The 21,994-nt window shown below is 67.6% G+C and carries 17 protein-coding genes and 1 tRNA gene; 9 read left to right on the top strand and 9 right to left on the bottom strand.

Translation table 11 applies throughout. From position 1 onward, the window contains the following. Position 1 precedes the first annotated feature (1 nt). From NX02_RS19520 to NX02_RS19495, 6 genes are all read left to right on the top strand, one after another. Complete coding sequence (locus tag NX02_RS19520) at positions 2–652, top strand: adenylate kinase (protein ID WP_025293871.1); 651 nt, start codon at positions 2–4, stop codon at positions 650–652. Between the two features lie 111 nt (positions 653–763). Beyond that, positions 764–1,291 carry an SRPBCC family protein gene (locus tag NX02_RS19515; RefSeq protein ID WP_025293870.1) on the top strand — a complete coding sequence of 176 codons (528 nt, stop codon included), beginning with the start codon at positions 764–766 and terminating at the stop codon, positions 1,289–1,291. Positions 1,292–1,416: 125 nt separating this feature from the next. After that, entirely contained in the window at positions 1,417–2,772 is a 1,356-nt protein-coding gene (gene gdhA, locus NX02_RS19510; RefSeq protein WP_025293869.1) for an NADP-specific glutamate dehydrogenase, read from the top strand. A 44-nt stretch (positions 2,773–2,816) separates the two neighbouring features. Continuing rightward, positions 2,817–3,431 carry a beta/gamma crystallin-related protein gene (locus NX02_RS19505; protein WP_025293868.1) on the top strand — a complete coding sequence of 205 codons (615 nt, stop codon included), beginning with the start codon at positions 2,817–2,819 and terminating at the stop codon, positions 3,429–3,431. Between the two features lie 48 nt (positions 3,432–3,479). Beyond that, on the top strand, positions 3,480–5,243 hold the full coding sequence (gene recJ, locus NX02_RS19500) for a single-stranded-DNA-specific exonuclease RecJ (RefSeq protein ID WP_025293867.1): 1,764 nt from the start codon (positions 3,480–3,482) through the stop codon (positions 5,241–5,243). A 59-nt stretch (positions 5,244–5,302) separates the two neighbouring features. Continuing rightward, positions 5,303–5,377: transfer RNA gene (locus NX02_RS19495), tRNA-Glu, on the top strand. Here the strand turns inward: NX02_RS19495 and NX02_RS31705 are convergent. The 3 genes from NX02_RS31705 to NX02_RS33340 all read right to left on the bottom strand — a co-directional run bounded on the left by NX02_RS31705 (position 5,372) and on the right by NX02_RS33340 (position 6,891). Then, positions 5,372–5,635 (bottom strand): hypothetical protein, encoded by a 264-nt coding sequence (locus NX02_RS31705; RefSeq protein WP_025293866.1) that lies wholly within the window; start codon positions 5,633–5,635, stop codon positions 5,372–5,374. The two genes, NX02_RS19495 and NX02_RS31705, sit on opposite strands and share 6 nt — an antisense overlap. A gap of 141 nt (positions 5,636–5,776) precedes the next feature. Continuing rightward, positions 5,777–6,319, bottom strand: a complete 543-nt coding sequence (locus NX02_RS33345; RefSeq protein ID WP_211258235.1) for a quinone oxidoreductase family protein — start codon at positions 6,317–6,319, stop codon at positions 5,777–5,779. After that, positions 6,277–6,891 (bottom strand): quinone oxidoreductase family protein, encoded by a 615-nt coding sequence (locus NX02_RS33340; RefSeq protein ID WP_211258234.1) that lies wholly within the window; start codon positions 6,889–6,891, stop codon positions 6,277–6,279. Before NX02_RS33340 ends, NX02_RS33345 begins: the two co-directional genes overlap by 43 nt. A 143-nt stretch (positions 6,892–7,034) precedes the next feature. Between NX02_RS33340 and NX02_RS19480 the strand changes: the two genes are divergently transcribed. Continuing rightward, a complete protein-coding gene (locus tag NX02_RS19480) occupies positions 7,035–7,364 on the top strand; it encodes a nuclear transport factor 2 family protein (protein ID WP_025293865.1) in 330 nt (109 codons plus the stop codon). A 181-nt stretch (positions 7,365–7,545) separates the two neighbouring features. On the opposite strand, the gene NX02_RS19475 is transcribed toward NX02_RS19480, so the two are convergent. Further along, positions 7,546–8,022, bottom strand: a complete 477-nt coding sequence (locus tag NX02_RS19475; RefSeq protein WP_025293864.1) for a MarR family winged helix-turn-helix transcriptional regulator — start codon at positions 8,020–8,022, stop codon at positions 7,546–7,548. A gap of 124 nt (positions 8,023–8,146) precedes the next feature. On the opposite strand from NX02_RS19475, the gene NX02_RS19470 reads away from it, so the two are divergent. Together NX02_RS19470 and NX02_RS19465 are read left to right on the top strand one after the other, a co-directional pair. Further along, positions 8,147–8,956, top strand: a complete 810-nt coding sequence (locus NX02_RS19470) for an alpha/beta fold hydrolase (protein ID WP_025293863.1) — start codon at positions 8,147–8,149, stop codon at positions 8,954–8,956. Positions 8,957–9,006: 50 nt separating this feature from the next. Continuing rightward, the gene (locus NX02_RS19465) at positions 9,007–10,617 is read left to right on the top strand and encodes a GMC family oxidoreductase (RefSeq protein WP_025293862.1); all 1,611 of its coding nucleotides are present in this window, start codon (positions 9,007–9,009) and stop codon (positions 10,615–10,617) included. Positions 10,618–10,671: 54 nt separating this feature from the next. On the opposite strand, the gene NX02_RS19460 is transcribed toward NX02_RS19465, so the two are convergent. The 5 genes from NX02_RS19460 to NX02_RS19440 all read right to left on the bottom strand — a co-directional run bounded on the left by NX02_RS19460 (position 10,672) and on the right by NX02_RS19440 (position 21,992). Continuing rightward, positions 10,672–11,388, bottom strand: a complete 717-nt coding sequence (locus NX02_RS19460) for a FadR/GntR family transcriptional regulator (protein ID WP_039996699.1) — start codon at positions 11,386–11,388, stop codon at positions 10,672–10,674. Positions 11,389–11,701: 313 nt separating this feature from the next. Continuing rightward, entirely contained in the window at positions 11,702–14,566 is a 2,865-nt protein-coding gene (locus tag NX02_RS19455) for a TonB-dependent receptor (RefSeq protein WP_158014104.1), read from the bottom strand. A 296-nt stretch (positions 14,567–14,862) separates the two neighbouring features. Further along, positions 14,863–18,090 carry a glycosyl hydrolase gene (locus tag NX02_RS19450; protein WP_025293859.1) on the bottom strand — a complete coding sequence of 1,076 codons (3,228 nt, stop codon included), beginning with the start codon at positions 18,088–18,090 and terminating at the stop codon, positions 14,863–14,865. Then, the gene (locus NX02_RS19445; RefSeq protein ID WP_025293858.1) at positions 18,087–20,483 is read right to left on the bottom strand and encodes a glycoside hydrolase family 31 protein; all 2,397 of its coding nucleotides are present in this window, start codon (positions 20,481–20,483) and stop codon (positions 18,087–18,089) included. Before NX02_RS19445 ends, NX02_RS19450 begins: the two co-directional genes overlap by 4 nt. A gap of 42 nt (positions 20,484–20,525) precedes the next feature. After that, positions 20,526–21,992, bottom strand: coding sequence for an FGGY family carbohydrate kinase (locus tag NX02_RS19440; protein WP_025293857.1), 1,467 nt, complete (start codon positions 21,990–21,992; stop codon positions 20,526–20,528). Positions 21,993–21,994 lie beyond the last annotated feature (2 nt).

Raw genomic sequence — 21,994 nt, 5'->3', positions numbered from 1 at the left:
GATGAACATCATTCTGCTGGGGCCCCCGGGGGCGGGCAAGGGCACCCAGGCGAGCCGGCTGGTCGAGGAGCATGGCATGGTCCAGCTCTCGACCGGGGACATGCTCCGCGCCGCGGTCAAGGCGGGAACGCCGGTGGGTCTCAAGGCGAAGGCGGTGATGGATGCCGGCGAACTGGTGTCGGACGAGATCGTCTCGGCGCTGATCGGCGACAAGCTCGACGAGATGGGCGCGGAAAAGGGCGCCATCTTCGACGGTTATCCGCGCACCGCGGCGCAGGCCGAATCGCTCGACCTGATCCTGGCCGAGCGTGGCCGCACGCTCGATCATGTCATCGAGTTGGGCGTGGACGAGGATGCGCTGGTCGAGCGCATCACCGGCCGCTTCACCTGCGCCACCTGCGGGGAGGGCTATCATGATCTGTTCAAGCAGCCGAAGGTCGAGAACACCTGCGACTGCTGCGGCGGCCATGAGTTCAAGCGCCGTCCCGACGACAATGCCCAGACCGTGCGCACGCGCATGGCGGAATATCGTGGCAAGACCGCCCCGATCCTGCCGATCTACGAAGCCCGCGGCATCGTGACGCGGGTCGACGGCATGGCCGATATCGAGGAGGTCAGCCGCGCGATCGAGGACGTGCTCGCCTCGGCGTGATGTGAGCGTTTCTCCTCCCCGGCTGCGTTCGGGAAGGAGAATGCATTGCGCTTCCCCCGGCTGGTCAGCCCCCTTATCATCTGCTGTGATGCGGACCGGGAGGGACTCGCCATGCGCATCGTTTCAGCCTGTGTCGCGGCACTGGCCTGTGCCGCACCGCTGCACGCCGAGGTCGTCTCGCAGGACGCCGGGCGGTTCGAGACCGCCAGCACCGTGCAGATCGCGGCACCGCCCGAAATCGTGTGGGAGGCTCTGATCAAGCCCAACCGCTGGTGGTCGGGCGACCACACATGGTCGGGCGACGCGAAGAACCTGTATCTGAGCGCGCAGGCCGGCGGCTGCTTCTGCGAGCTGCTGCCCGACGTGAAGGGCAGCGTCGAGCATGGCCGGGTGATGCTCGCGCGGCCGGGCAGCGAGCTGCGCCTCTTCGGCGCGCTCGGGCCGTTGCAGGCGATGGCGGTCTCCGGCAACCTCCATATCGCGCTCAAGCCGCGGGATGGTGGCACCGAGGTGACGTTGCGCTACATCGTCGGCGGTGCGATCGACGGCGACGTCGCAGCGCTCGCCCCGGCGGTGGATGGCGTGCTGGTGCAGCAACTCGATGGTCTCAGGCGCTTCGCCGAGACGCCCGCGCAATAGCCCCGCGTGACAGGCTTGTGCTGCACCCGATTGTGCTAAGGGTGGCGCAGCATAACGGCCCCGACTCAAGGAAGGCCGGGGCTGGGTCGCTCGTTGCGATAAGAGTGCGGAGAGGGACCTGAACAATGGCGGTAACCGACCACGTCGATCTTCCGACGTTCATCGAAGGCGTCAAGAAGCGCAATCCGGGGCAGGACGAGTTCGTCCAGGCGGTGCAGGAGGTGGCCGAGGACATCTTCGAGTTCATCGAGGACAAGGAAGCCTATCACTCGCAGCAGATCCTGCGGCGCATCGCCGAGCCGGATCGGATCATCTCGTTCCGCGTCTGCTGGGAAGATGATGCCGGCAATGTCCGCGTGCAGCGCGGCTGGCGCGTGCAGAACAACAACGCGATCGGGCCCTACAAGGGCGGCATCCGCTTCCATCCCTCGGTCACCGAGAGCGTCCTCAAATTCCTGGCGTTCGAGCAGACCTTCAAGAATGCGCTGACCGGCCTGCCGATGGGCGGCGGCAAGGGCGGCGCGAATTTCAACCCCAAGGGCAAGAGCGACCGCGAGGTCATGCGCTTCTGCCAGAGCTTCATGACCGAGCTGTATCGCCATGTCGGCGCGGACGTGGACGTGCCCGCCGGCGATATCGGCGTCGGTGCGCGCGAGATCGGCTATATGTTCGGCCAGTACAAGCGGATCACCAACCAGTTCACCGGCGTGCTGACCGGCAAGGGGCTGGAATTCGGAGGCTCGCTGATCCGGCCCGAGGCGACCGGCTATGGCGCCACCTATTTCCTCCAGAACATGCTGACGACGCGCAACCGCGATCTGGCGGGGCTTGTCGCGGTGATCTCCGGCTCCGGCAATGTTGCCACCCACGCGGCGGAGAAGGTGACGCAACTCGGCGGCAAGGTGGTGACGCTCAGCGACAGCGGCGGCTTCGTCCATGATCCCGACGGCATCGGTCTGGAGAAGATCAACTGGGTGAAGCACCACAAGACGCACACCCGCGGCCGCCTGTCCGACTATGTGAAGCAATATCCCGGCGCCAGTTTCCACGAGGGCAAGACGCCGTGGGGCGTGCCGTGCGACGTCGCGCTGCCCTGCGCCACCCAGAACGAACTGCTGGCCGAGGACGCGCGCACGCTGGTGAAGAATGGCTGCTTCGCGGTCTCCGAAGGCGCCAACATGCCGACCGATCTGGAGGGCGTGCACGTGTTCAAGGACGCGCGCATCCTCTACGCGCCGGGCAAGGCGGCCAATGCCGGCGGTGTCGCCGTTTCGGGGCTGGAGATGAGCCAGAATTCGGAACGGCGGCAGTGGAAGGAAGCCGAGCTGCAGCAGCTGCTGCTCGATATCATGGCCGGCATCCATGAAAGCTGCCTGCGCTATGGCCGCGAGAGCGACGATTATGTCGACTATGTGAAGGGCGCGAACATCGCCGGGTTCAAGAAGGTGGCGGATGCGATGCTGGCCTACGGCGTGGTCTGAGGCGCCGCCGGCGCGGCGAGCGGATGCACGAAAAGGAGCAAGCCATGTTTCGGCGGACGATCATCACTGTCGCCCTGCTCTCCGGCCTGCCGGCGCCGGGATCGGCGCAGGATCAGGATGCCCGCTTCCGGCCGCCGCCCGGATGGAGCGGACGGCATCAGGCGACGCTCTATCGCGAGCGCAATTTCGCGGGGCCCGCGGTTTCGGTGCAGCGGGCGGAGGCCAATCTCGGCGTCACCTGGCCGGTGCAGTCGATCCGGGTGCAGACCGGCCGATGGCAGATCTGCACCGGCCCGTCCTTCACCGGCCGCTGCGACATATTGATGCGAGACGTGCCGGTGATCGCCGAATCCTATCGGCGCATCCTTTCGATACGGCCGGTCTACGACGTCGCGCCGCCGCGACCACCCGGCGGCGGTGGCGTTGGTGGTGGCACCGGGGGCCAGTCACTGCGCGGGATGGCGGCGGAGTTCTTCCCCAATCCGCGTCGCGGCGGCGTGGCGCTGGAGTGCCGGACGGGCACGGCAGCGTGCGCGAAGCAGACGGCGGATGCGTTCTGCCGCAGCGCCGGTTGGAACGGCTCGCGCAACGCGGCGCTGCGCACGGTTGCCCGGCGCAACCATGTCGTCGATGTGCTCTGCGTGCGCTCGGGCTATTGAGGCATAACGCTTCCGCCGGAGGTCCCGGCGTGGCATGAGCGCGCGACCATGACGTCCGTGCTCAACATCGCCCATTCCATCCTCGGCCAGCCCTGGCGCTGGCGCGCGCGCGCCGCGGACGCGCGCGAGGATGCGATGGGCAGCGACGATCTCGTCACCCAGTTGCTGCTCGCGCGCGGCTGTCCCCCCGATGCGCTGGAGGCGCACCGTACGCCCAGCATCCGTGCCTTCATGCCCGACCCCTCGATCTTCCGCGACATGGACCGTGCCGCCGGGCGGCTCGCCGACGCGGTGATCGCCGGTGAGCCGGTGACGGTGTTCGGCGATTACGACGTCGACGGCGCGACGTCCGCGGCGCTGCTGATCCGGCTGCTGCGCGACCTGGGGCTCGATCCGCGCGCTTATATCCCGGACCGGCTGATGGAAGGCTACGGCCCCTCGGGCGAGGCGCTGGTGCGCATCGCCAAAGGCGGCGCGCGGCTGATCGTGACGGTCGATTGCGGCGCGCAGGCGTTCGAGGCGCTGGAGATGGCGCGCGACGTGGGCGTCGACGTGATCGTGGTGGACCATCACAAATGCGCCACCGCGCTGCCGGTGGCGCTCGCTTTGGTCAATCCCAACCGGCTGGACGAGGATGAGGGGCGCGCGCACGGCCATCTCGCCGCGGTCGGCGTCGCCTTCCTGCTCGGTGCCGCGCTGCTGCGGACATTGCGCGCACGGGGGTTCTTCGCCGGGCGTGCCGAACCGCGGCTGCTCGACCTGCTCGATATCGTCGCGCTGGGCACGGTGGCCGATGTCGCGCAGCTCCGCGGGCTCAACCGCGCGTTCGTCGCGCAGGGCCTCAAGGTGATGGCGCAGCGGCGCAACGTCGGCCTGACGGCGCTGATCGAGGCGGCGCGGCTGGAACGCGCGCCGACCGCGACCGATCTCGGCTTCGCGTTGGGGCCGCGCATCAATGCCGGCGGCCGCGTCGGCAAGTCCGACCTCGGCGTGCGCCTGCTGACCACCGAGGATCCGGACGAGGCCCGCGCCATCGCGCTCGAGCTCAACCGCCTCAATGAGGAACGCCGCGCGATCGAGTCGGCGGTGCAGGTGGAGGCCGAGGAGGCCGCTGTCCGCCAGGGCAATCGCGCGGTGGCGGTGGTCGCGGGGCAGGGGTGGCACCCCGGCGTGATCGGCATCGTCGCCGGGCGCCTCAAGGAGAAGCTCGGCCGCCCCGCGATCGTCATCGCGCTCGACGAGGCGGGCGTCGGCAAGGGCTCGGGCCGGTCGATCGGCGGCGTCGATCTCGGCGCCGCGGTGCTCGCCGCGAAGGATATGGGCCTGCTCGCCGCGGGCGGCGGCCATGCGATGGCGGCGGGGCTCACGGTGCATGGTGGCGGCATCGATGCGCTCGCCGATTTCCTGGAAGAGAGGCTGGCGGCGGACGTCACCCGTGCGCAGGGCGAACGCGCGCTGCTGTTCGATGCGGTGCTGGCGCCCGGCGGGGTGACGCCGGCGATCGTCGAGGCGCTGGAGGCGGGCGGGCCCTATGGCGTCGGCTGGCCGGCACCGCGCGTCGCCACCGGCCCGGTGCGCGTCGTGCGGGCCGATATCGTCGGCACCGGCCATGTCCGCGCGGTGGTGGCGGGCGACGACGGTCGTTCGCTCAAGACGGTGGCGTTCCGCGCCGCGGAGACCGCGCTGGGGCAGGCGCTGCTCGGCGCGGGGCCGCATCGCCGCCTCTGGCTGGCCGGCCGCGCCCGCATCGACGACTGGGCGGCGCGCCCGGCGGCCGAACTCCACCTCGACGATGCCGCCTGGGCGGATTGATTGAATCGCCCCCTTGACCGTATCGTCGCAAGCTCCTAAGCGGACGGCCCGCACCGAGCGGCCCCTTCGTCTAGCGGTTAGGACGCGGCCCTTTCACGGCTGAAACACGGGTTCGATTCCCGTAGGGGTCACCACGCGCAGGATGCTGCGGTTTTCGGTGGCATCGCTTCGAAGCTTTTAGCCCTGCGATCGGGGTGATTTTGCCCCCGGTGGGCTGCGGCGCTTTCGCGATCATCAGCGCCCGCACGCTTGCCGTAATGGCGCACAATCTCAGGCGACACGCCAAGGATCGAGCCGACCTCGCGCACCGCATCCTTGTCCATCAGCGCGCGGATCCGCTCCTGCAACTCGGCCAGCCAGAACGGGTGCATCGGCACGGCGACGTCTTTCATCACGCCCCCTTGCGCATCTTCTGCTGCGTGAACTCCGTGATTCCGCCCGTGATCCAGCCAGCGAGCGAAACGACGACAGGTCTCGATCTCGCAAAGAACTTATCCAGGGACATGACGTCGATGCTGCAGCGAATAGAGCCGTCAGGCAATCAGTAGAACCCGACCGAACCCTTGATTCTCGGCAATATACCGGTGCGCTTGGGCCGCTTCGGCGAGCGCGAAGCGCCTATCGATTACGACGTCGATTTCGCCGCGCGCGGCTTGCGCGAGCAACCCGGCTACGTTCTGGTAAACCGTTTCCTTGTCGAACTCGGCCCCCATGAACACGCCGGTCAGGGACAGGTTGGCCATCATCGCGGGCCACAGATCCAGTGTCAGTTCACCGCCACCAGCGTTGCCGACAAATACGAGCCGCCCATGCGGCTTCAGCGACGCAAGGGAAGCTGGGAGTGTATGTCCGCCGACGGGGTCGACGACCAGGTCGGCACCGGCTCCATCCGTCAACCGGCGGACAGCGTCCGCGACGTTCTCGGCCCGATGGTCGATCGCGGCATCAAGGCCCAGCCGCAGCAGTCGGTCCGCCCGCTCCCGACCCGACACGGTAGCGATGACGCGTGCGCCAGCCAGCTTGGCCAGCTGGATCAGCGCAATGCCCACGCCGCCCGCGCCGCCCTGAACGAGCACCGTCTCGCTTTCCCGGAGCCGCCCAGCCGCGTGCAGGCACTGGTGAGCGTGCCGAAGGCGATCGGGATTGCGGCAGCCGCGCCGTAATCGAGCCCATCAGGTACTGCCCAACTCGTCTTCGCCGATACTGAGCGCAATTCGGCGTGCGAGCCGTCCATTCCCATCGTCGTGACAGGTTGACCGATGGAGAAGCCGAGAACATTGCGCCCGACCTCGACAACCTCTCCGGCAGCCGCGTAACCCATGACATAGGCGGGATGGGGTGGCTCCTGCGTGGCCCTGTTGATCGTGTCACCGCCCTCGATCGACACCGCCTTGACCTGGATGACGAGACCGTCGTCGGCGCATACCGGATCGGGCACATCCGCATATCTGAGCACGTCGGGGCCGCCCGCCTTGTCGTAAATCGCCGCTTTCATACCGCTTCCTTCGGTGTGGGTTTGTTGCTCTCGAGAAAAAGAACGTAGCGCGTGCGATTCTGTTCGGTGCTTCGTGCCTCTGTTCCACCCACAGGGCCCTTCGAAGGTGTCGAGCGAGCACCGAATCCGCTCGATCAGGCTATGGCGGCCCATTGTCCCGCCTTTCGTAACATCACATCCCATATCGTCCCGATTATCTTGGGGCGGGCCCGTCGCTAAATCGGCATCGAAGACAAGGATGCAGCCGCACCGCGACAGCCGCGCTGCCGTGCATCGGCCGACCGAAGGAGACGAAGATGGCGATCGCGCTACCGAAGCCCATTGCCGATTATTTTGCCGCTGACGCAGCGAAGGATGCGGATGGCGTTGCACGATGCTTTTCCGACGAAGCCATCGTCCGGGATGAGGGACACGCTTATTCCGGAAGGGACGCGATCCGGCAGTGGAAGACGGCATCCTCGCAGAAATACAGCTACACCGTCGAGCCGGTTGCCATCGCGATGGAGGGCGACCGGACGGTCGTGACCGGCCATGTCGCCGGCGACTTCCCCGGCAGTCCTGTCGATCTGCGCTACGGCTTCACGCTGGATGGCGGGAAGATCGCGGGTCTGGAGATCGTGGCATGACCCCGTTTCTCAGCTTGCAAGGCAAGCGCATCATGGACTCGCTGGGCGGCATTTCGATCGGCCGGCCGTCCCGCCCGGAGGAGGTCGCCAGCCTGATCGCGTTCCTGGCGTCCGATCGTGGGGCAGCATCACCGGCACCGAATATGTCATCGACGGCGGGACCGTGCCGACCGCCTGAGCGCTAGCCGGCCGCCTCGGGCGCCGCCCATGCGCCGATATGGTCATAGACCGCATCGCGCAGGCGGGTGACCTCGCGGTTGAGGTCGGCGAGCGCGGCCGGCGTCTCGCCCGAAGCCTCCAGCAACGTATTGCCAAGGCAGCCGGCGCGGAAGCGCAGCGCATCGCCCGATGGCGTCAGTGAAACGACGACCTGCCGCTCGTTCGCCGGATTGCGCGCGCGCGCGACCAGGCCGGCGGTCTCGAGGCGCTTGAGCAACGGGGTGAGCGTGCTGGATTCGAGCGCGAGTTGCTGGGCGATGCTGCCGACGGTCTGCAGATCCTGCCGCCAGAGCACGTTGAGCACGAGGTACTGGGGATAGGTCAGCCCGAGCCCGTCGAGCAGCGGCTTGTAGGCCCGCTGGATCGCGATCCCGGCGGAATAGATCGCGAAGCAGAGCTGGTCTTCCAGCGGCACCGGCACCGTCGCTGCATCTGACATCAATTCATTCTCCTACGCATTACCGCCGTAACATATATCGCGATAAATTTATCTGGACAAGCCGATCCACATCGACGATATGGATATCGCGATAACAATTGCCGCAATATCAATGGAGGGTTCCATGTTCAAGACGATCCGCACCGTTGCATTCGTTGCCGCCGCTGCTGCTGCCACTGTCGGCGTCCAGCAGCCGGCGCTGGCGCAATCGCATGAAAATCCCGCCGGGACGGCGGCCACCGCGGCCGTGAAGAATGTCGTGCTGGTTCACGGCGCCTTCGCGGACGGATCGGGATGGCGCGGCGTCTATCAGGAACTCACCGCACGCGGTTATCATGTGACCGTCGTCCAGAACCCGCTGACCTCCTTCGCCGACGATGTCGCCGCGACCCGGCGTGCGCTCGACCGGCAGGATGGTCCCGCCATCCTCGTCGGCCACAGCTGGGGCGGGACGATCATCACCGAGGCGGGGGTGCACCCCCGGGTCCGCGGGCTGGTCTATGTGTCCGCGCTGTCGCCCGACGCCGGCGAGACCACCGCGCAGCAATATGAAGGCTATAAGACGCCGCCCGAATTCGTGATCGAAACCGGCAAGGACGGCTTCGGCTTCATCAAGCCGGACAAGTTCGTCGCCGGCTTCGCGGCGGACGCGACGCCGGCCGATGCCGCCTTCCTGAACGCCTCGCAGGTGCCGATCAACATGGCGAGCTTCGGCGTCAAGCTGCAGAACGCCGCGTGGCGGACCAAGCCGAGCTGGGCGGTGATCGCCACGGAGGACAAGGCCTTCGACCAGCGCATGCTGCAGGGCATGGCCAAGCGCATCGGCGCCAGGGTGACCAATGTCTCAGCCAGCCATGCCCTCTTCCTGACCCAGCCCAGGGTCGTCGCCGACGTGATCGACGAAGCCGCCCGCCAGTCCTCCACAGCGCGCTGATCCGGCGCGCAAGCGGCGACGTGCCGCGCTTACCAGAGAAGGTTCAGAACATGTCTCATTCATCCTTCGGCGATGCCGACTTCGATCGGCGTGCGCGCGAGAACCAGGCCCGGCGCCGGGCCGACGTCAAGACCGCTTATGATTTCATCGTCTGCGGCGCCGGCGCGGCGGGTTCGGTGATCGCACGCCGCCTCGCCGAAAACCCCGGCTGCAGCGTGCTCCTGATCGAAGCCGGCGGCAGCGACGAGGACGAGGTCGTGATGGATCCCGGCCGCTGGCCGCTCAACCTCGGCAGCGAGCGCGATTGGGGCTTCGCGGCCGAGCCGAACCCGCATCTCGGCGGGCGGGCACTCTCCATGTCGATGGGCAAGGGGCTCGGCGGCGGGTCCAGCGTCAACGTCATGGTCTGGGCGCGCGGCCACCGCAGCGACTGGGACCATTTCGCTGCCGTGTCCGGCGACGATGGCTGGGGCTATGATGCCGTGCTCGGCATCTATCGCCGCATCGAGAACTGGCAGGGCAAACCCGACCCCGACTATCGCGGCACCGCGGGGCCGGTGTGGGTCCAGCCGGCCAACGATCCGAGCCCGATCGCCGGCGGCCTGCTGGACGCCGCCAGCGCGCTTGGCATTCCGACCTTCGACAGCCCCAACGGGCGGATGATGGAGAGCGGGGGAGGGGCCGCCTACACCGACATGCTGGTGCGCGACGGCCGGCGCCACTCGCTGTACCGCGCCTATGTCCACCCCGTCGCCGACCGTCCGAACCTGACCATCCTGACCGACACGCTGGTCCGCCGGATCCTGTTCGACGGCACGCAGGCATCGGGCGTGGAAATCGAGCTGGCGGGCCGGATCCGGGCGATCACCGCAGGTACCGAGGTCATCATCTCGACCGGTGCGATCAATACGCCGAAGCTGCTCATGCTCTCCGGCATCGGCGACCGCGGCGAACTCGACCGGCTGGGAATCCCGCTCGTGCGCCATCTGCCGGGCGTCGGCCGGAACCTGCAGGATCATGTCTCGTTCGGCCTCACCTGGGAATATCGCGCGCCGATCGCGCCCCGCAACAGCGGCAGCGAGGCGACCTTGTACTGGAAGAGCCGGCCCGATCTGGAGGCGCCGGACCTGCTGTTCTGCCAGGTCGAGTTCCCCGTGCCGAGCGAACGCACCGCCGCCTGCGGTGTCCCCGAGCATGGCTGGACGATGTTCGCGGGGCTCGCGCATCCGCACAGCCGCGGGCAGGTGCGGCTGCAATCGGCGGACCCGGCCATGGCACCGGTGGTCGATGCCAACATGATGTCCGATCCGCGCGACATGGAGGCGGCGCGGGCCTGCGTGAAGCTCTGCCGCGACCTGGGCAATCAGGCGGCGTTCGATCCCTTCGTCAGCCGTGAGGCGATTCCGGGGGACGGCAACGATCTCGACGACGCCTTCATCCGCGATGCGGCCGTCACCTACTGGCACCAGTGCGGCACCGCGCGGATGGGGCTGGACGACATGGCGGTGGTCGATGCCTCGCTTGCCGTCCACGGTGTCGGGCGCTTGCGCGTGGCGGATGGTTCGATCCTGCCGAAGGTGCCGACCGGCAATACCCAGGCACCCTGCACGATCGTGGGCGAGCGTGCGGCGGATATCCTGCGGCGTCAGTACGGGTTGTAAGTCCGCCAACGCGGGCGGGCATGGGCGGCGCTCCTTCCCTTGGGGGAGCGCCGCTCAGCGCGCCAGCATCTGGTGGCGCGTCAGGCTTTCCTGCATGTGCTGGCGGGCGGCGTTGCGGGCGGCGGCGCTTTCCATGCGGACGATCGCGTCGAAGATCGCCTCATGCTCGCGCAGCACCTTTTCCGCATAGGCATCCTGTTCGTCCGCGGAATGGCCGCGCAGCAGCAGCGTCCGGCGCGGGACGAGGCGCACGCCGATGAAATCGATCATGCGCGGGAAATAATCATTCTGCGTCGCGCGCGCGATCGCCGCGTGGAAACGGGCATCGGCTTCCGCGGCGGCGGCGGGGTCGGAGCGGAACGCGGCCATGTCGTCGAGCGCGGTCTTCATCGCGGTGATGTCCGCGGTGGTGCGGCGCGCGGCGGCGAGGCCGGCCATCTCGGTCTCTACCGCGAGCCTGATCTCGAGCAGCCGGATGACGTCGGCAAGTTCCTGCAATTCATCCGGCGCGATCTGGAAGGCGCGGAAATCGGGCACCTCCTCCACGAACACACCCGATCCCTGGCGGGAGACGAGCACGCCCTTCGCCGCCAGCCGCGCCACTGCCTCACGCACCACCGTGCGGCTGACGCCGGCGTCCTCGGCGATATCCTTCTGGCTGGGGAGCTTGCAGCCGGGGAGATAGCGGCCGGATCTGATACCCGCCTCCAGCGTGGCGAACAGCCTGTCGGTCAGCGAACCGCTGCTGTCTTCCGCGTTCCTGCCCGTCAATCTCGGTCCTTCGTCAGCCACTTGTCATATCAGTTGGCTACATATAGCATAGGTTGACGACCATATACAGCGAATCGTAACCATATTGTGGGATGATCCGGCGCGCACACCGGTGCCCAATATTTATCCTGAAGCCCGCGCGACCAACGCCGCCGGCATTTTTGCCGTGGATCGGCAGGCCGATCCGGACAAGCGCGATGGGCATCACACATGGCAAAAAAAACAGGGGGCGCTGCACGTGTGCAGCGCCCCCAGGGGTCGTGTCGGAGAGAAGGGATTCCAGAGTGACACGACATAGGATCGGAAAGATCGTTCAGAAGGTGGCGCGCACCCCCAGATAGAATTGGCGGCCGTTAAGGCGGTAGTTGACCCAGCGCTGCGCGGTGGAGTCGGTGTACTGCACATCCGCCTGGTTGGTCAGGTTGATGCCGTCGACGCTCACCGTGATATTCTCGGTCAGCGCGTAGGAAATCGCAGCGTCGACATAGGTGGCGGACCGGGTGCCCGCGACGTCCTGGTTGAACGAGGCGGGCACGCCGGTCAGGAACTGGTCGCGGTAATTGGCCGAGACACGCGCCTGGAAGCCGTTCTTCTCATAATAGAGCGTGCCGTTGATCGAGTTCTTCGACAGGTTGAGCAAGGTCGCGTTGAACAGCGCGGTGCCCGCCCGGTAATCGATGTTCGAGTCGACATAGGTGTAGTTGGCGAGCACGCCGAAGCCGTCGAACGGCGCCGGCAGGAAGCTCAGCTGCTGCTGCAGGTTGAGCTCGATGCCCTTCAGCGGGCCGCCCGGCGTGTTGATCACGCTGGTGATGACGAAATCGGTATCGGGCGTCACGCCGGTGCCGGCGAGCAGCTCCACGGGCAGGCCGGTGGTCGAATAGGGCGCGGTGACGGTGTTGCCCTGGATGTAGGAATTGATCTTCTTGTAGAAGAGGCCGGCCGAAACGATCGACCCGCGCATCGGATACCATTCGATCGACAGGTCGGCATTGTCCGACTTGAACGGGTTCAGGAAGGCGTTGCCGCTGTTCACCGTGCGGGAACCGCCCGAAACGCTCACCGTCGTCGCGCCGGCGAGGTTGCCCAGCGGCGGACGCGACATCGTCTTGGCCGCGGCGAGGCGGACGACGATGTCGTCGGTCGGCTCGATCACGAGATTGAACGAGGGCAGGAAGTTCCGGTAGGTCCGCTCCACCGTCGTCGGCACCACGCCGGACGGATCGACCGTTGTCGGCACCGTCGTCAGGAAGTTCGAGGTCTGGTTGGTGATGACGTAGCGGCCGCCGATATTGCCGCGCACGCGCATGTTGCCCAGATCCGTGTCGAACTGCGCCATGCCGTAGAACGACCAATCCTCTTCGGTAATCGCGCGATTGTCACCGCGCGCCGCCGATACGGTGCTCGAAAGCTCGGTGCGGCCGCTGTTGCCGAAGATGTTGTAGGCATCGTTGAAGGCGTTGATGTTCGGCGCCGTCCAGCACTTGGTGTTGCCGGCGGGCATGTCGAACTGGCCGAAGCCGCAGAACTGCTCGGTCAGCGAGCCGATCGTGTAGCCGTCGGGAATGTTCGGGAAGTTGAACTCGCCCTGCACGTAGCGCAGCGAGCGCGACTTGAACTCATATTTCTTGAACTCGGCACCGGCGCGCAGCGACAGCGCGTCCATCGCCTCGAAGGTCAGGTCGAGCCGCGCGGTGGTGTTGCGGTTCTCGATATAGTTCGGGCGCAATCGGATTTCGGGGCCGGTCGGGCCGGTGCCGCCGGGCTGGGTGACGCGCGGGCCGAAATACCAGTTGTTCGGGTCGGTGACGTCGACGCCCCAGTTGATCGCTGGCGCGTTCTGACCCATCGGCCGGAGATCGTAGGAGAAGTTGTCGACGTTGAACGAGTCGATCTGCGTCGAGATGTCGACGAAATTGTCGAAGTCCGAACGCGAGTGGCCGGCCAGGGCGTTGACCGTGAAGCGATCGCCGAACTTGTGCTTCGCCGCCAACGTCGTCTGGATGAACTCGGTGGTGAAATTGTCGCGGTTATGCTCCGAACGCAGGTCGACATTGTCGAACAGGCCGTAGACCAGCGAGTTGTTCTCGTCGATCACGCCGTCGCGGATGATCGATTCGGGCTTGCCGCCCTGCGATGCGGCGCGGCTGAAGCCGATCGGTTCCAGCGCCCAGTCGTCGCGCTTCACGTCGAACTTCGAATAGAGCATGTCGAGGACGATGTCGGTGTCGTCCTGCGGGCTCCATTGCAGGCTGGTGGTGATGCCCAGCCGCTCGGTGCGGCCGACGCCCTGCACATAGCGCGGGAAGCGCGGGTTGTAGACGTTGGGGCTGTTGACCTGGTTGAAGACCGGGATGTTGGTGCCGGGGCACGCCCCCGGCGTCGTGTTGGGATTGCAGAAGCCGCCGTCGCCGGTGCCCTGGTTCCAGTCGCCCGAATTGCTCTGCTGGAAATTGCCCGACTGGCGCGCGAAGGCTGCCGAGGCGAGGAAGCCGACGGTGCCGGCATCGTTCTGCAGCGCGAACACCGCCGCCAGCCGCGGATCGACCTTCTTCGCCTGGTCGTTATAGCCGCCCTGTGCGGATACGGTGAGCACGACCTTGTCCTTGAAGCTCAGCGGGCGCGAGGTGGTAAGGTCGACGGTGGCGCCGAGCGAGCCTTCGGGCAGGTCCGCCGAAGCGGTCTTGCGCACGTCGATCTGGCTGAACAGTTCGGAGGCGAAGACGTTGAAGTCGAAGCCGCGGCCACGGTTGGCGCCGTTATAGCCGTCGGTGGTCGCCTGGCTTTCCATGCCGTTGATGCGCGTCGCGGTGAAATCGCCGCCCAGACCGCGCACAGAGATCGAGCGGCCCTGGCCCTGGTCGCGCGAGATGGCGATGCCGGGGATGCGCTGGATCGATTCGGCGAGGTTGTTGTCCGGAAACTTCGCGATGTCCTCGGCGACGATCGAGTCGACCACGCCCGAGCTTTCGCGCTTGAGTTCGAGCGCGCGGGCCAGACTGTCCCGGAAACCGGTGACAACGATGTCCTGCGCCTGGTCGTCGGCGATCGGTGGCTCGGTGGGCGCGTCCTGCGCCGCGGCGGTGCCGGCGGCGATCAGCGCCGTCGATGCGAACAGCGCGCACCGCAGCGCGATCTTCGCCGTGCGGGTGCGCATCGAGATTGTGGACAGCCCCATCGTCATCTTCCCCATGGTTTCGGTTCGCAAATCTTGTGGTTTGCGTGGGTAACCGTTTTCCATAAGCTCAAAATGAAAGCAAGCGAAAATGTTATCGCAATCATTCGTAGTGATGTAGCTGGGATGAGGTGCGGCCTTTAGCCCTCTCCCCAAGGGAAGAGGGTTGGGCGAGGGGCGGATCGCGCGTAGCGCGATCCGCGGAATGCGCAGCATTCCTCGGCAGGGCTGACGAGGCTTTACGCTCGGCGCGGCTCCCCCTCACCCCCACCCTCTCCCCGAGGGGAGAAGGAGTGAGCTTACCGCCCCACGCTCACCATTACCGGCCCGATCAGCCCCGACGGCCGCAGCTTGTCCCCCGCCGCATAGACCGTGATCGGCGCGAAGGTCTGCGGCTTTGCGCCGGGCTGGCGGTCGCCGATCAGACGGTTCTGGAAATAGTTCGCGGTGATGATCTCGATGCTGTTCTCGCCGCGCTTGAGCGCCCCGGCGATGTCGACGCGGGCGGGCTGCGTCCAGGTGACGCCGAGATCCTGCCCGTTGACGATCACCCGCGCCATATCCCCGACCGCGCCGAGATCGAGCCAGGCATGGATCCGGGGCATGGCCCGGACGCGGAAGGTCTGCCGATAGCTGACGCGGCCCGAATAATAGCGGATCGCAGGATCTTCCGACTCGGTCAGAGAGTGAAGCGAATCGAAAGTGGCGGTCGGCGGTGCGCCCATGCCGTCGAGGAAGGACAAGCTCCACGGCCCGTCGAGCGCGACCGCCTTGGTTTTCGTCCTGGGGGCGGCGGTCGGCGCGGAAGCGGCTGCCCGGCGCAGCAGGATGAAGCGCGAACTATAGGCCGGCAGCGAAACACGAACGGTGTGGCCGGTGGGCGACGAGGTCAGCGGCACCGCCGTCCGCAGCCCATCCTCGGCATTCCACAGTTCGGCGGTCCTACTCCCCTCCCGCTTGCGGGAGGGGTCGGGGGAGGGCGTGTCCGATGCTGCTGCGCGGGATGGTGACAGGCCCTCCCCCAGCCCCTCCCGCGAAGCGGGAGGGGAGTTCAGGCCGTCGCCTCGGAAAGTGACGGTGCCTTCGAACGGCTGGCCCTCGGGGTTCGACAGGAAATAGATGTCGCCGTCCGGCACGATCCGGTGCTTCCAGTCGAGCCGGCCGTCATAGGTCCACACGTCGGGCGGGATCGCCGCATCGGGCGTGGGCTTGTCCCATATCGCATCAGCTAATGCCGCGAATTCCGTTGCGTCGGTGCCCAGCCCGATCGGCCCTTTCGGTTGATCGCCGGTGATGGTCACATTGGCGTCTGCCAGCCTCTTCAACTGGCGCAACACCGGCAGGCTGAGATGACGCACGCCAGGTGCGAGCATCAACAAGCGGTAGCGCATACCCGCCGGCGTCACGAAGCCGCCATTATCGGGGGTCAACTGCAGCAGCGTCGTGCGATCGATGAAGTCGTAGTCGAAGCCCCACAGCCGCTCGAAATGGTGCGGCGCCGCCGACGCGCCATCCTCGCCGTGGAACACGGCGATGTCGGCCACCGGCTGGCCCTGCTGCAGCAGGAAGGAGGATCGAGCGAGATAGTTCGTCCAGCCGTCCGCCAGTTCCGCCCACGCCTCGTTGCGGGTGAAGTGCTGGCCATATTGGCGCAACGTCATTCCCGGCTTGCGGCCGTCGGTGAAGGGCTGGTGCGCGAAGGTGTGCATCACGATCTTGTTGACGCCCTCCGCGAAGAAGCGGTCGACCGGGCGGCGCCATTCGCGCGGGCCGGTCGCCCAGGGCTCGTCGCCCATCGTCGTCAGCGCCTCGGCGGCGACCATCGTCTTGCCCGTCAGGTGCGCGGCGGAGGCCGCCTCGCGCATGTCGGCGATATGTTCGGGCTTGGGCGCGCCGCCCGCCGGCCAATACCAATATTCGCCCATCGGCACGTCGACGAGGCTCTTGGTCTGGATGCCGTCCGCCACGGTCGGCAGGTCGGTGCCCGGCGCCTCGGCATAATAGGTGAGGCCACGCGCGCGCAGCACCTCGGCGAACACGCCATAATGATTGGCCGCGATCAGGTCGCCGATCGTGCGCCGCCAGTCGGCGAGGAAACGCTCGGAACGCTCGCTGTCGTCGACGATGCGGCCGGTGAGCACCGGCAGCCAGGGCAGCGGATCATAGCCGCGCAGCCGCTTGAAATCGGCGAGCAGCTTCGGGCTCCAGCTTTGCTGGCCGGCCTCCCAGCTGTCGCTGATCGCGATGTTCATGCGGCCGTCGCTGCCGACGGCATCCTTGTAGCGATCGTAGAAGCGGTTGGCATAGGCGCGCACGACATCGGCATCGAGCTTGTCGACCTCCAGCCCCACGCTCTCGCGGGAGGCCGGGGTGGAGCGGCTGCCGGTCAGCGACCAGCCGAAGCGCAGCACCGCCCAGCGCCCGGCCTTGGGGCGCCAGTCGAGCATGCCATCGGCGCGCATCCGGTCGCTGATGTCGATCACGCTGCCGGCGGGGGTGCCGGCGATGCCGCCGGGGGTGCGGATGCTCTCATAATCGAACAAGGTGCCGTAGCCGGCCTTGTCCTCGATGCGGTTGATGCGCGGCGCCATCGCGAAGCGCGCCTCGCGTACCGAAAGGGGGCGGTCGAGGCCGGTGAAGCGGATCGTCCAGTCGCGCGAGGGCGCGCCGCCGAGCAGGATCGTGCGCACCCGCGCGCCATGCTGGGCGGGGGCGCCCAGCGTCGCGCGCGTGGCGCCGCTGCCGTCGAGAACGACGCCGCCGGGAATGTCGCCATCGGTGGAGACGGTGACGGCGCCCGGCGCGACCGGCTGCGCGAAACGGAAGGCGAGGGTGATATTGCCCGCAGCGTCCGGCACCAGCTTGGTTGCCGCGTCGAACTTGCCATCACCCAGCAGCGCCGGCGCGTCTGTGCCGGTCACGGTGAACGATGGGGCGGCCCCAGCCTCGGCATCGGACAGGCGATACGCCAACACGGCGACCTCGCCCGACAGGCGCGGCTCGCGATTGCGCTCGCTGGTAGGCGTATCCTGATAGGGGCCGTTGCCCGATGGCGGCGGCGCCAGCGTCACCGCGCCCTTGCCGGGGCCGACGATCGTCTCGCTCCACACCAGCTTCTTCATCGCCTCTTGGGGCGTCACACTGGGATCGCCGCTGACGCTCCAGCCGCCGCTCGATTGCGCGCCGAAGCTCAGGTCCAGCCGTTTCGCCTCGACCGCGGCGACATGCACCGCGCTCTTCCATTCGGGCGAGCCGAAGCCGACGCGCTTATCGACATATTGCGGGATCGGCGGGGAGTTGAAGCCGACGTCGAACACGAACACGCCGCCCAGGCCGATCCGTTTCATCCAGGCGAAATCCTGGCGGATGCCCTCTTCGGAGACATTGCCGTTGATCCACTGCCAATAGGCGAGCGGGCGAGCGTCCGCTGGCGGCCGTTCGAACCCTTCGACCAGCGGATCGGCCTGCTGTGCGATGGCGGGCGCGGCGGAGGCGAGCAGCGCGGCGATGAGAGCAAGACGCTTCACGGCTTCACCACGATCCGGCCGCCGCGATAGTCGACCATCTGCCCGCCGCTCCCCGCATCGATGCCGACGCCCTGGCCGGGTGCGACGAAGACCACGCGGAAGTCCCGCCGCTTCGGCGCGCCCTTCCAGCTTCCCTGCCGTGCGCCGATGGTCAGCGTGGCTGTAGCCTCGTTCCAGCGGATCGGCACCGTCGATCGCTCGCCGCGCGTATAACCCATGCCGTCTCCTGCATCCTCGTAAAGCGTGAAGGCGCCATCCGCGCCGCGATAGACGCGCAACTCGGTGGGGCCGAACGGATCCTGCCCGGCATGCTCCACCGCGGCGCCCAGCGGCAGGATCGATCCGTCGCGCACATAGAGCGGGATGCGCTCGATCGGCGCGTCGGCATTGATCCAGCGGCTGCCGGCGTGATGCTCGCCGGTCCAGAAATCGGTCCAGCCGGCCTTGGGCAGATAGAGGGTACGGGTGCGCGCGCCCGCCTTGGTGATCGGGTTGACCAGCATCGCGGGGCCGAACAGGAACTGGTCGGCGATGTTCCAGACATTCTCGTCGGTGCGCCAGTCCATCACCAGCGGGCGCATGATCGTGCCGTTGGCGTCGGTCACCTGCCAGGCGAGCGAATAGATATAGGGCAGCAGCCGATAGCGCAGCCGATCGAACGCCAGCAAGGTCGGCTGCAGCGGCCCATAGCTGGCGATCCCGTTCTCGCCGTTGGATCGCTTGCCATGCGTGCGGAACAGCGGGTTGAACACGCCATATTGGAACCAGCGCGTATAGAGTTCCTGGAAGGCGGGATCGCGCGTGTCCGGCCCCTTCGGCGGGGAATCGAGCACGCCCAGATAATAGCCGCCGATATCGGTGGTCCAGTAAGGCATGCCCGAAAGCGCGAAGTTCAGCCCGCCGGCGATCTGCTTCTCGAAGGTGGGGAAGGCATTGGCGATGTCGCCCGACCAGCTTGCCGCGCCATGCGCCTGCACCCCCGCAAAGGAGGAGCGGGAAAGGATGAAGACACGCTTGTCGTCGCGCGCCTGCCGCCAGCGGTCATGGACGTTGGCGGTGTGCGCGAACGGGAAATAGTTGGAATAGAAGGCGCCCGGCCCGATCGCGAGCTGGCGCTGCTGGATGGTGCGGTCGGTGCGCGCCATCGTCGGCAGATGCAGTTCGGGTTCGCTGCCGTCGAGCCAGAACGCGTCCCAGCCCTGCTCCAGCAGCGGCCCCGCCAGCGACTGCCAATAGCGGTCGGCGGCCTGCTTGCTGGTGGGGTCGTAAAGCTGCGTGCCCGGCACGAGCTGCCCCGCCGCCTTGGTCTCGGCATATTGGTGCGAGCTGGTCGACAGCAGCGGCCAGATCGAGATCATCGTGCGGACGTTGCGGTCGGCGAGCCGCTTCAGCATCGCCGGTACGTCGGGATATTCGGCGGTCTTGAAATCCTTGTCGCCCATGCGCTGCCACCAGCGCCAGTCCTGCACGATCACGTCCATCGGCGCGCCGGCATCGCGGTTGAGCGCCACCGCGCCCTCCAACTGCTTCGCGTCGGCATAATGGTCCATCGACTGGAACAGGCCATAGGCCCAGCGCGGGAACAGCGGCACCTGGCCGGTCAGGTCGCGATAGGTGCCGACCAGCCGGTCCATGTCCGGCCCATAGGCGAAGTAATAATCGATGCCGTCGGTGCCCTCGGCGCTGATCTTCAATTCGGTCGGGAAGCGGTTGTCGAAGCGCGAGGCGGCGGCGCTGTTCCAGAACAGCCCATAGCCCGCGGTCGAGACCATGAAAGGGATCGCGATGTCCGTATTGGACTGGGCGAGTTCGACCACCGAACCCTGATAGTTCATCAGCCCCGACTGGTGCTGGCCGAGGCCGTAAATGCCTTGGCGCAATATCGGGTGGAACAGCAGTTCGACATCGAGCAGGCCGGGATCGGCGGCGGCGGTGCGATACTGCCGCGGATCGTTACCGACCTCGCCGAGCAGCTTCGTCCCGTCCGGCGCGATGAAGACGATGTTGCCGTTCGCCTCGGAGATCTGCAGCTTCACGCCGCCCGCCTCGGCGAACACCGGTGGCGCTGCGGCCGCCGCCCCCGCGGCCCCGGGCGCCTGCGCGCCCGCGCCATCGCCGGTCGCCGCGGCGCGGCTGATCCGCGGCTTCACCGCCGCGCAGGCTTTGCGTACCCATGGCCGCGCCAGGCCGCTTTCCGCGCGGTCCCTCGGCCGGGCGACGACATGGACGAGGTCGGGGCCGCAGAAGGTGATTGAGACCCGGTCGGTGGAGGTGGCGAGTTCCAGCCCGTCGGCGGTCTCGGTGAGCTGCGCCGCGGCGGGCGTCGCGGTCAGCAGCGCGGCGGCCGCCAGCATCGCGCCGCGCGTCCGTGTCGCGGGCTTGCGGTTGTTCATGCGGCGATCCTCTCCTGTCGTTTCTGTCGTCGTCGGCGGCCGTCAGGTCCTGAGCGTTGCCGCAGCCTCCACCGCCGCGCGCCAGCGGTCGTGCATCGCGGTCCGCCGGCTGGCTTCCATGCGCGGTTCGAAGCGGTCGCGATCGAGCGCCGGCCACGTGCCTGTCGGGAAACCGGCGGCTTCGGCGGCGAGCCGCGCGGCGCCGCGCGCGCCGAGTTCGAGCTGGCGGGGGCGCAGCACCGGCCGATCGACCGCATCCGCCAGCATCTGCATCAGCAGGTCGTTGGCGGCGGCACCGCCGTCCACGGAGAGCAGCTCGAACCGGCGGCCGAGATCGGCGTCCATCGCGCGCGCGACATCGGCGATCTGCAGCGCGATCCCTTCCAGCACCGCGCGCGCGACATGCGCGGGCTTCGTGCCCAGCGACATGCCGCTCAGCAGACCGCGCGCGTCGGTCTTCCAGTGCGGCGCGCCGAGGCCGGCGAGCGCGGGGATGAAGGTCACCCCGTCGCTGCTCGCGACGCTGGCGGCGAGCGCGGTCAGTTCCGCCTCGTCCTTGAGATTGAGCAGGCCGACCGCGAAGGCGGCGGCATGGCCGGAGACCGCGACATTGCCCTCCAGCGCCTGGAACACCCGGCCGTCCTTCGCCCAGCCGATCGTGCCCGACAGGCCATGCGCCGAATGGACGCGGTCGCCGGTGATCGCCATCAGCGAGGATCCGGTACCGCAGGTCACCTTGGCCTCGCCGGCGCCGTCGAACATGTGGCCGAGCAGGGCGGCGTGCGAATCGCCGAGCATCGCGTGGATGGGGATGCCGGGGGGCAGGACGGGGCTGCGGGTGGTGCCGAACAGGGCATCCGAGGGGTGCAGTTGGGGCAGCAGCGAGGCGGGGATACCGAACAGCGCCAGCATCTCCGGATCCCATTGCAGCGTGTCGAGCGACAGCAGCTGCGTGCGGGAAGCGTTGCCGAGGTCGGTCGCATGCACGGCGCCGCCGGTCAGTTGCCACAGCAGCCAGGTGTCGACCGTGCCGGCGCGCAACCGGCCCGCCTCGGCGCGGGCGCGCATGCGGGGCAATTCGTCGAGCAGCCAGCCCAGCTTTGTGCTGGGGAACAGCGGATCGAGCCCGAGCCCGGTGCGCGCGGCGATCCGCTTTTCATGGGCCTGCAGCGCGGCGCAGCGCGCGGCGGTGCGGCGGCACTGCCAACTGATCGCGGGGCCGGCGGGCAGGCCGGTTTCCGCATCCCACAGCATCACCGTCTCGCGCTGGTTGGCGATCCCGATCGCCGCGACCGTCACGCCGGGGCTGGCGACGCGGAGGTCGGCGATGGCGCCGGCCACGCTGTTCCAGATCGCCTCGGGCGATTGCTCCGCCCAGCCCGGTTGCGGATGGCGCACGCCCAGCGGCCGGGAGGCGCGGCCGATCACGCGGCCGTCATCGGCCGCGAACAGCAGCGCCTTGGTGTTGGTCGTGCCCTGGTCGACCGCGAGGATCGCGGGACCGGCCATGG

It is taken from the genome of Sphingomonas sanxanigenens DSM 19645 = NX02 (assembly GCF_000512205.2).
GTDB classification, from domain to species: Bacteria; Pseudomonadota; Alphaproteobacteria; order Sphingomonadales; family Sphingomonadaceae; genus Sphingomonas_D; species Sphingomonas_D sanxanigenens.
This window is presented reverse-complemented; position numbering and strand designations above follow the sequence as displayed.

Excerpts from the sequence above, each read along its gene's own strand:
- NX02_RS19520 (WP_025293871.1), top strand. The coding sequence starts at position 2 with ATGAACATCATTCTGCTGGGGCCCCCGGGGGCGGGCAAGGGCACCCAG.
- NX02_RS19470 (WP_025293863.1), top strand. The coding sequence starts at position 8,147 with ATGTTCAAGACGATCCGCACCGTTGCATTCGTTGCCGCCGCTGCTGCT.
- NX02_RS19515 (WP_025293870.1), top strand. The coding sequence starts at position 764 with ATGCGCATCGTTTCAGCCTGTGTCGCGGCACTGGCCTGTGCCGCACCG.
- NX02_RS19445 (WP_025293858.1), bottom strand. The coding sequence starts at position 20,483 with ATGAACAACCGCAAGCCCGCGACACGGACGCGCGGCGCGATGCTGGCG.
- gdhA (WP_025293869.1), top strand. The coding sequence starts at position 1,417 with ATGGCGGTAACCGACCACGTCGATCTTCCGACGTTCATCGAAGGCGTC.
- NX02_RS19465 (WP_025293862.1), top strand. The coding sequence starts at position 9,007 with ATGTCTCATTCATCCTTCGGCGATGCCGACTTCGATCGGCGTGCGCGC.
- NX02_RS33340 (WP_211258234.1), bottom strand. The coding sequence starts at position 6,891 with ATGGGCCGCCATAGCCTGATCGAGCGGATTCGGTGCTCGCTCGACACC.
- NX02_RS19455 (WP_158014104.1), bottom strand. The coding sequence starts at position 14,566 with ATGGGGCTGTCCACAATCTCGATGCGCACCCGCACGGCGAAGATCGCG.
- recJ (WP_025293867.1), top strand. The coding sequence starts at position 3,480 with ATGACGTCCGTGCTCAACATCGCCCATTCCATCCTCGGCCAGCCCTGG.
- NX02_RS19440 (WP_025293857.1), bottom strand. The coding sequence starts at position 21,992 with ATGGCCGGTCCCGCGATCCTCGCGGTCGACCAGGGCACGACCAACACC.
- NX02_RS19480 (WP_025293865.1), top strand. The coding sequence starts at position 7,035 with ATGGCGATCGCGCTACCGAAGCCCATTGCCGATTATTTTGCCGCTGAC.
- NX02_RS19505 (WP_025293868.1), top strand. The coding sequence starts at position 2,817 with ATGTTTCGGCGGACGATCATCACTGTCGCCCTGCTCTCCGGCCTGCCG.
- NX02_RS31705 (WP_025293866.1), bottom strand. The coding sequence starts at position 5,635 with ATGAAAGACGTCGCCGTGCCGATGCACCCGTTCTGGCTGGCCGAGTTG.
- NX02_RS19475 (WP_025293864.1), bottom strand. The coding sequence starts at position 8,022 with ATGTCAGATGCAGCGACGGTGCCGGTGCCGCTGGAAGACCAGCTCTGC.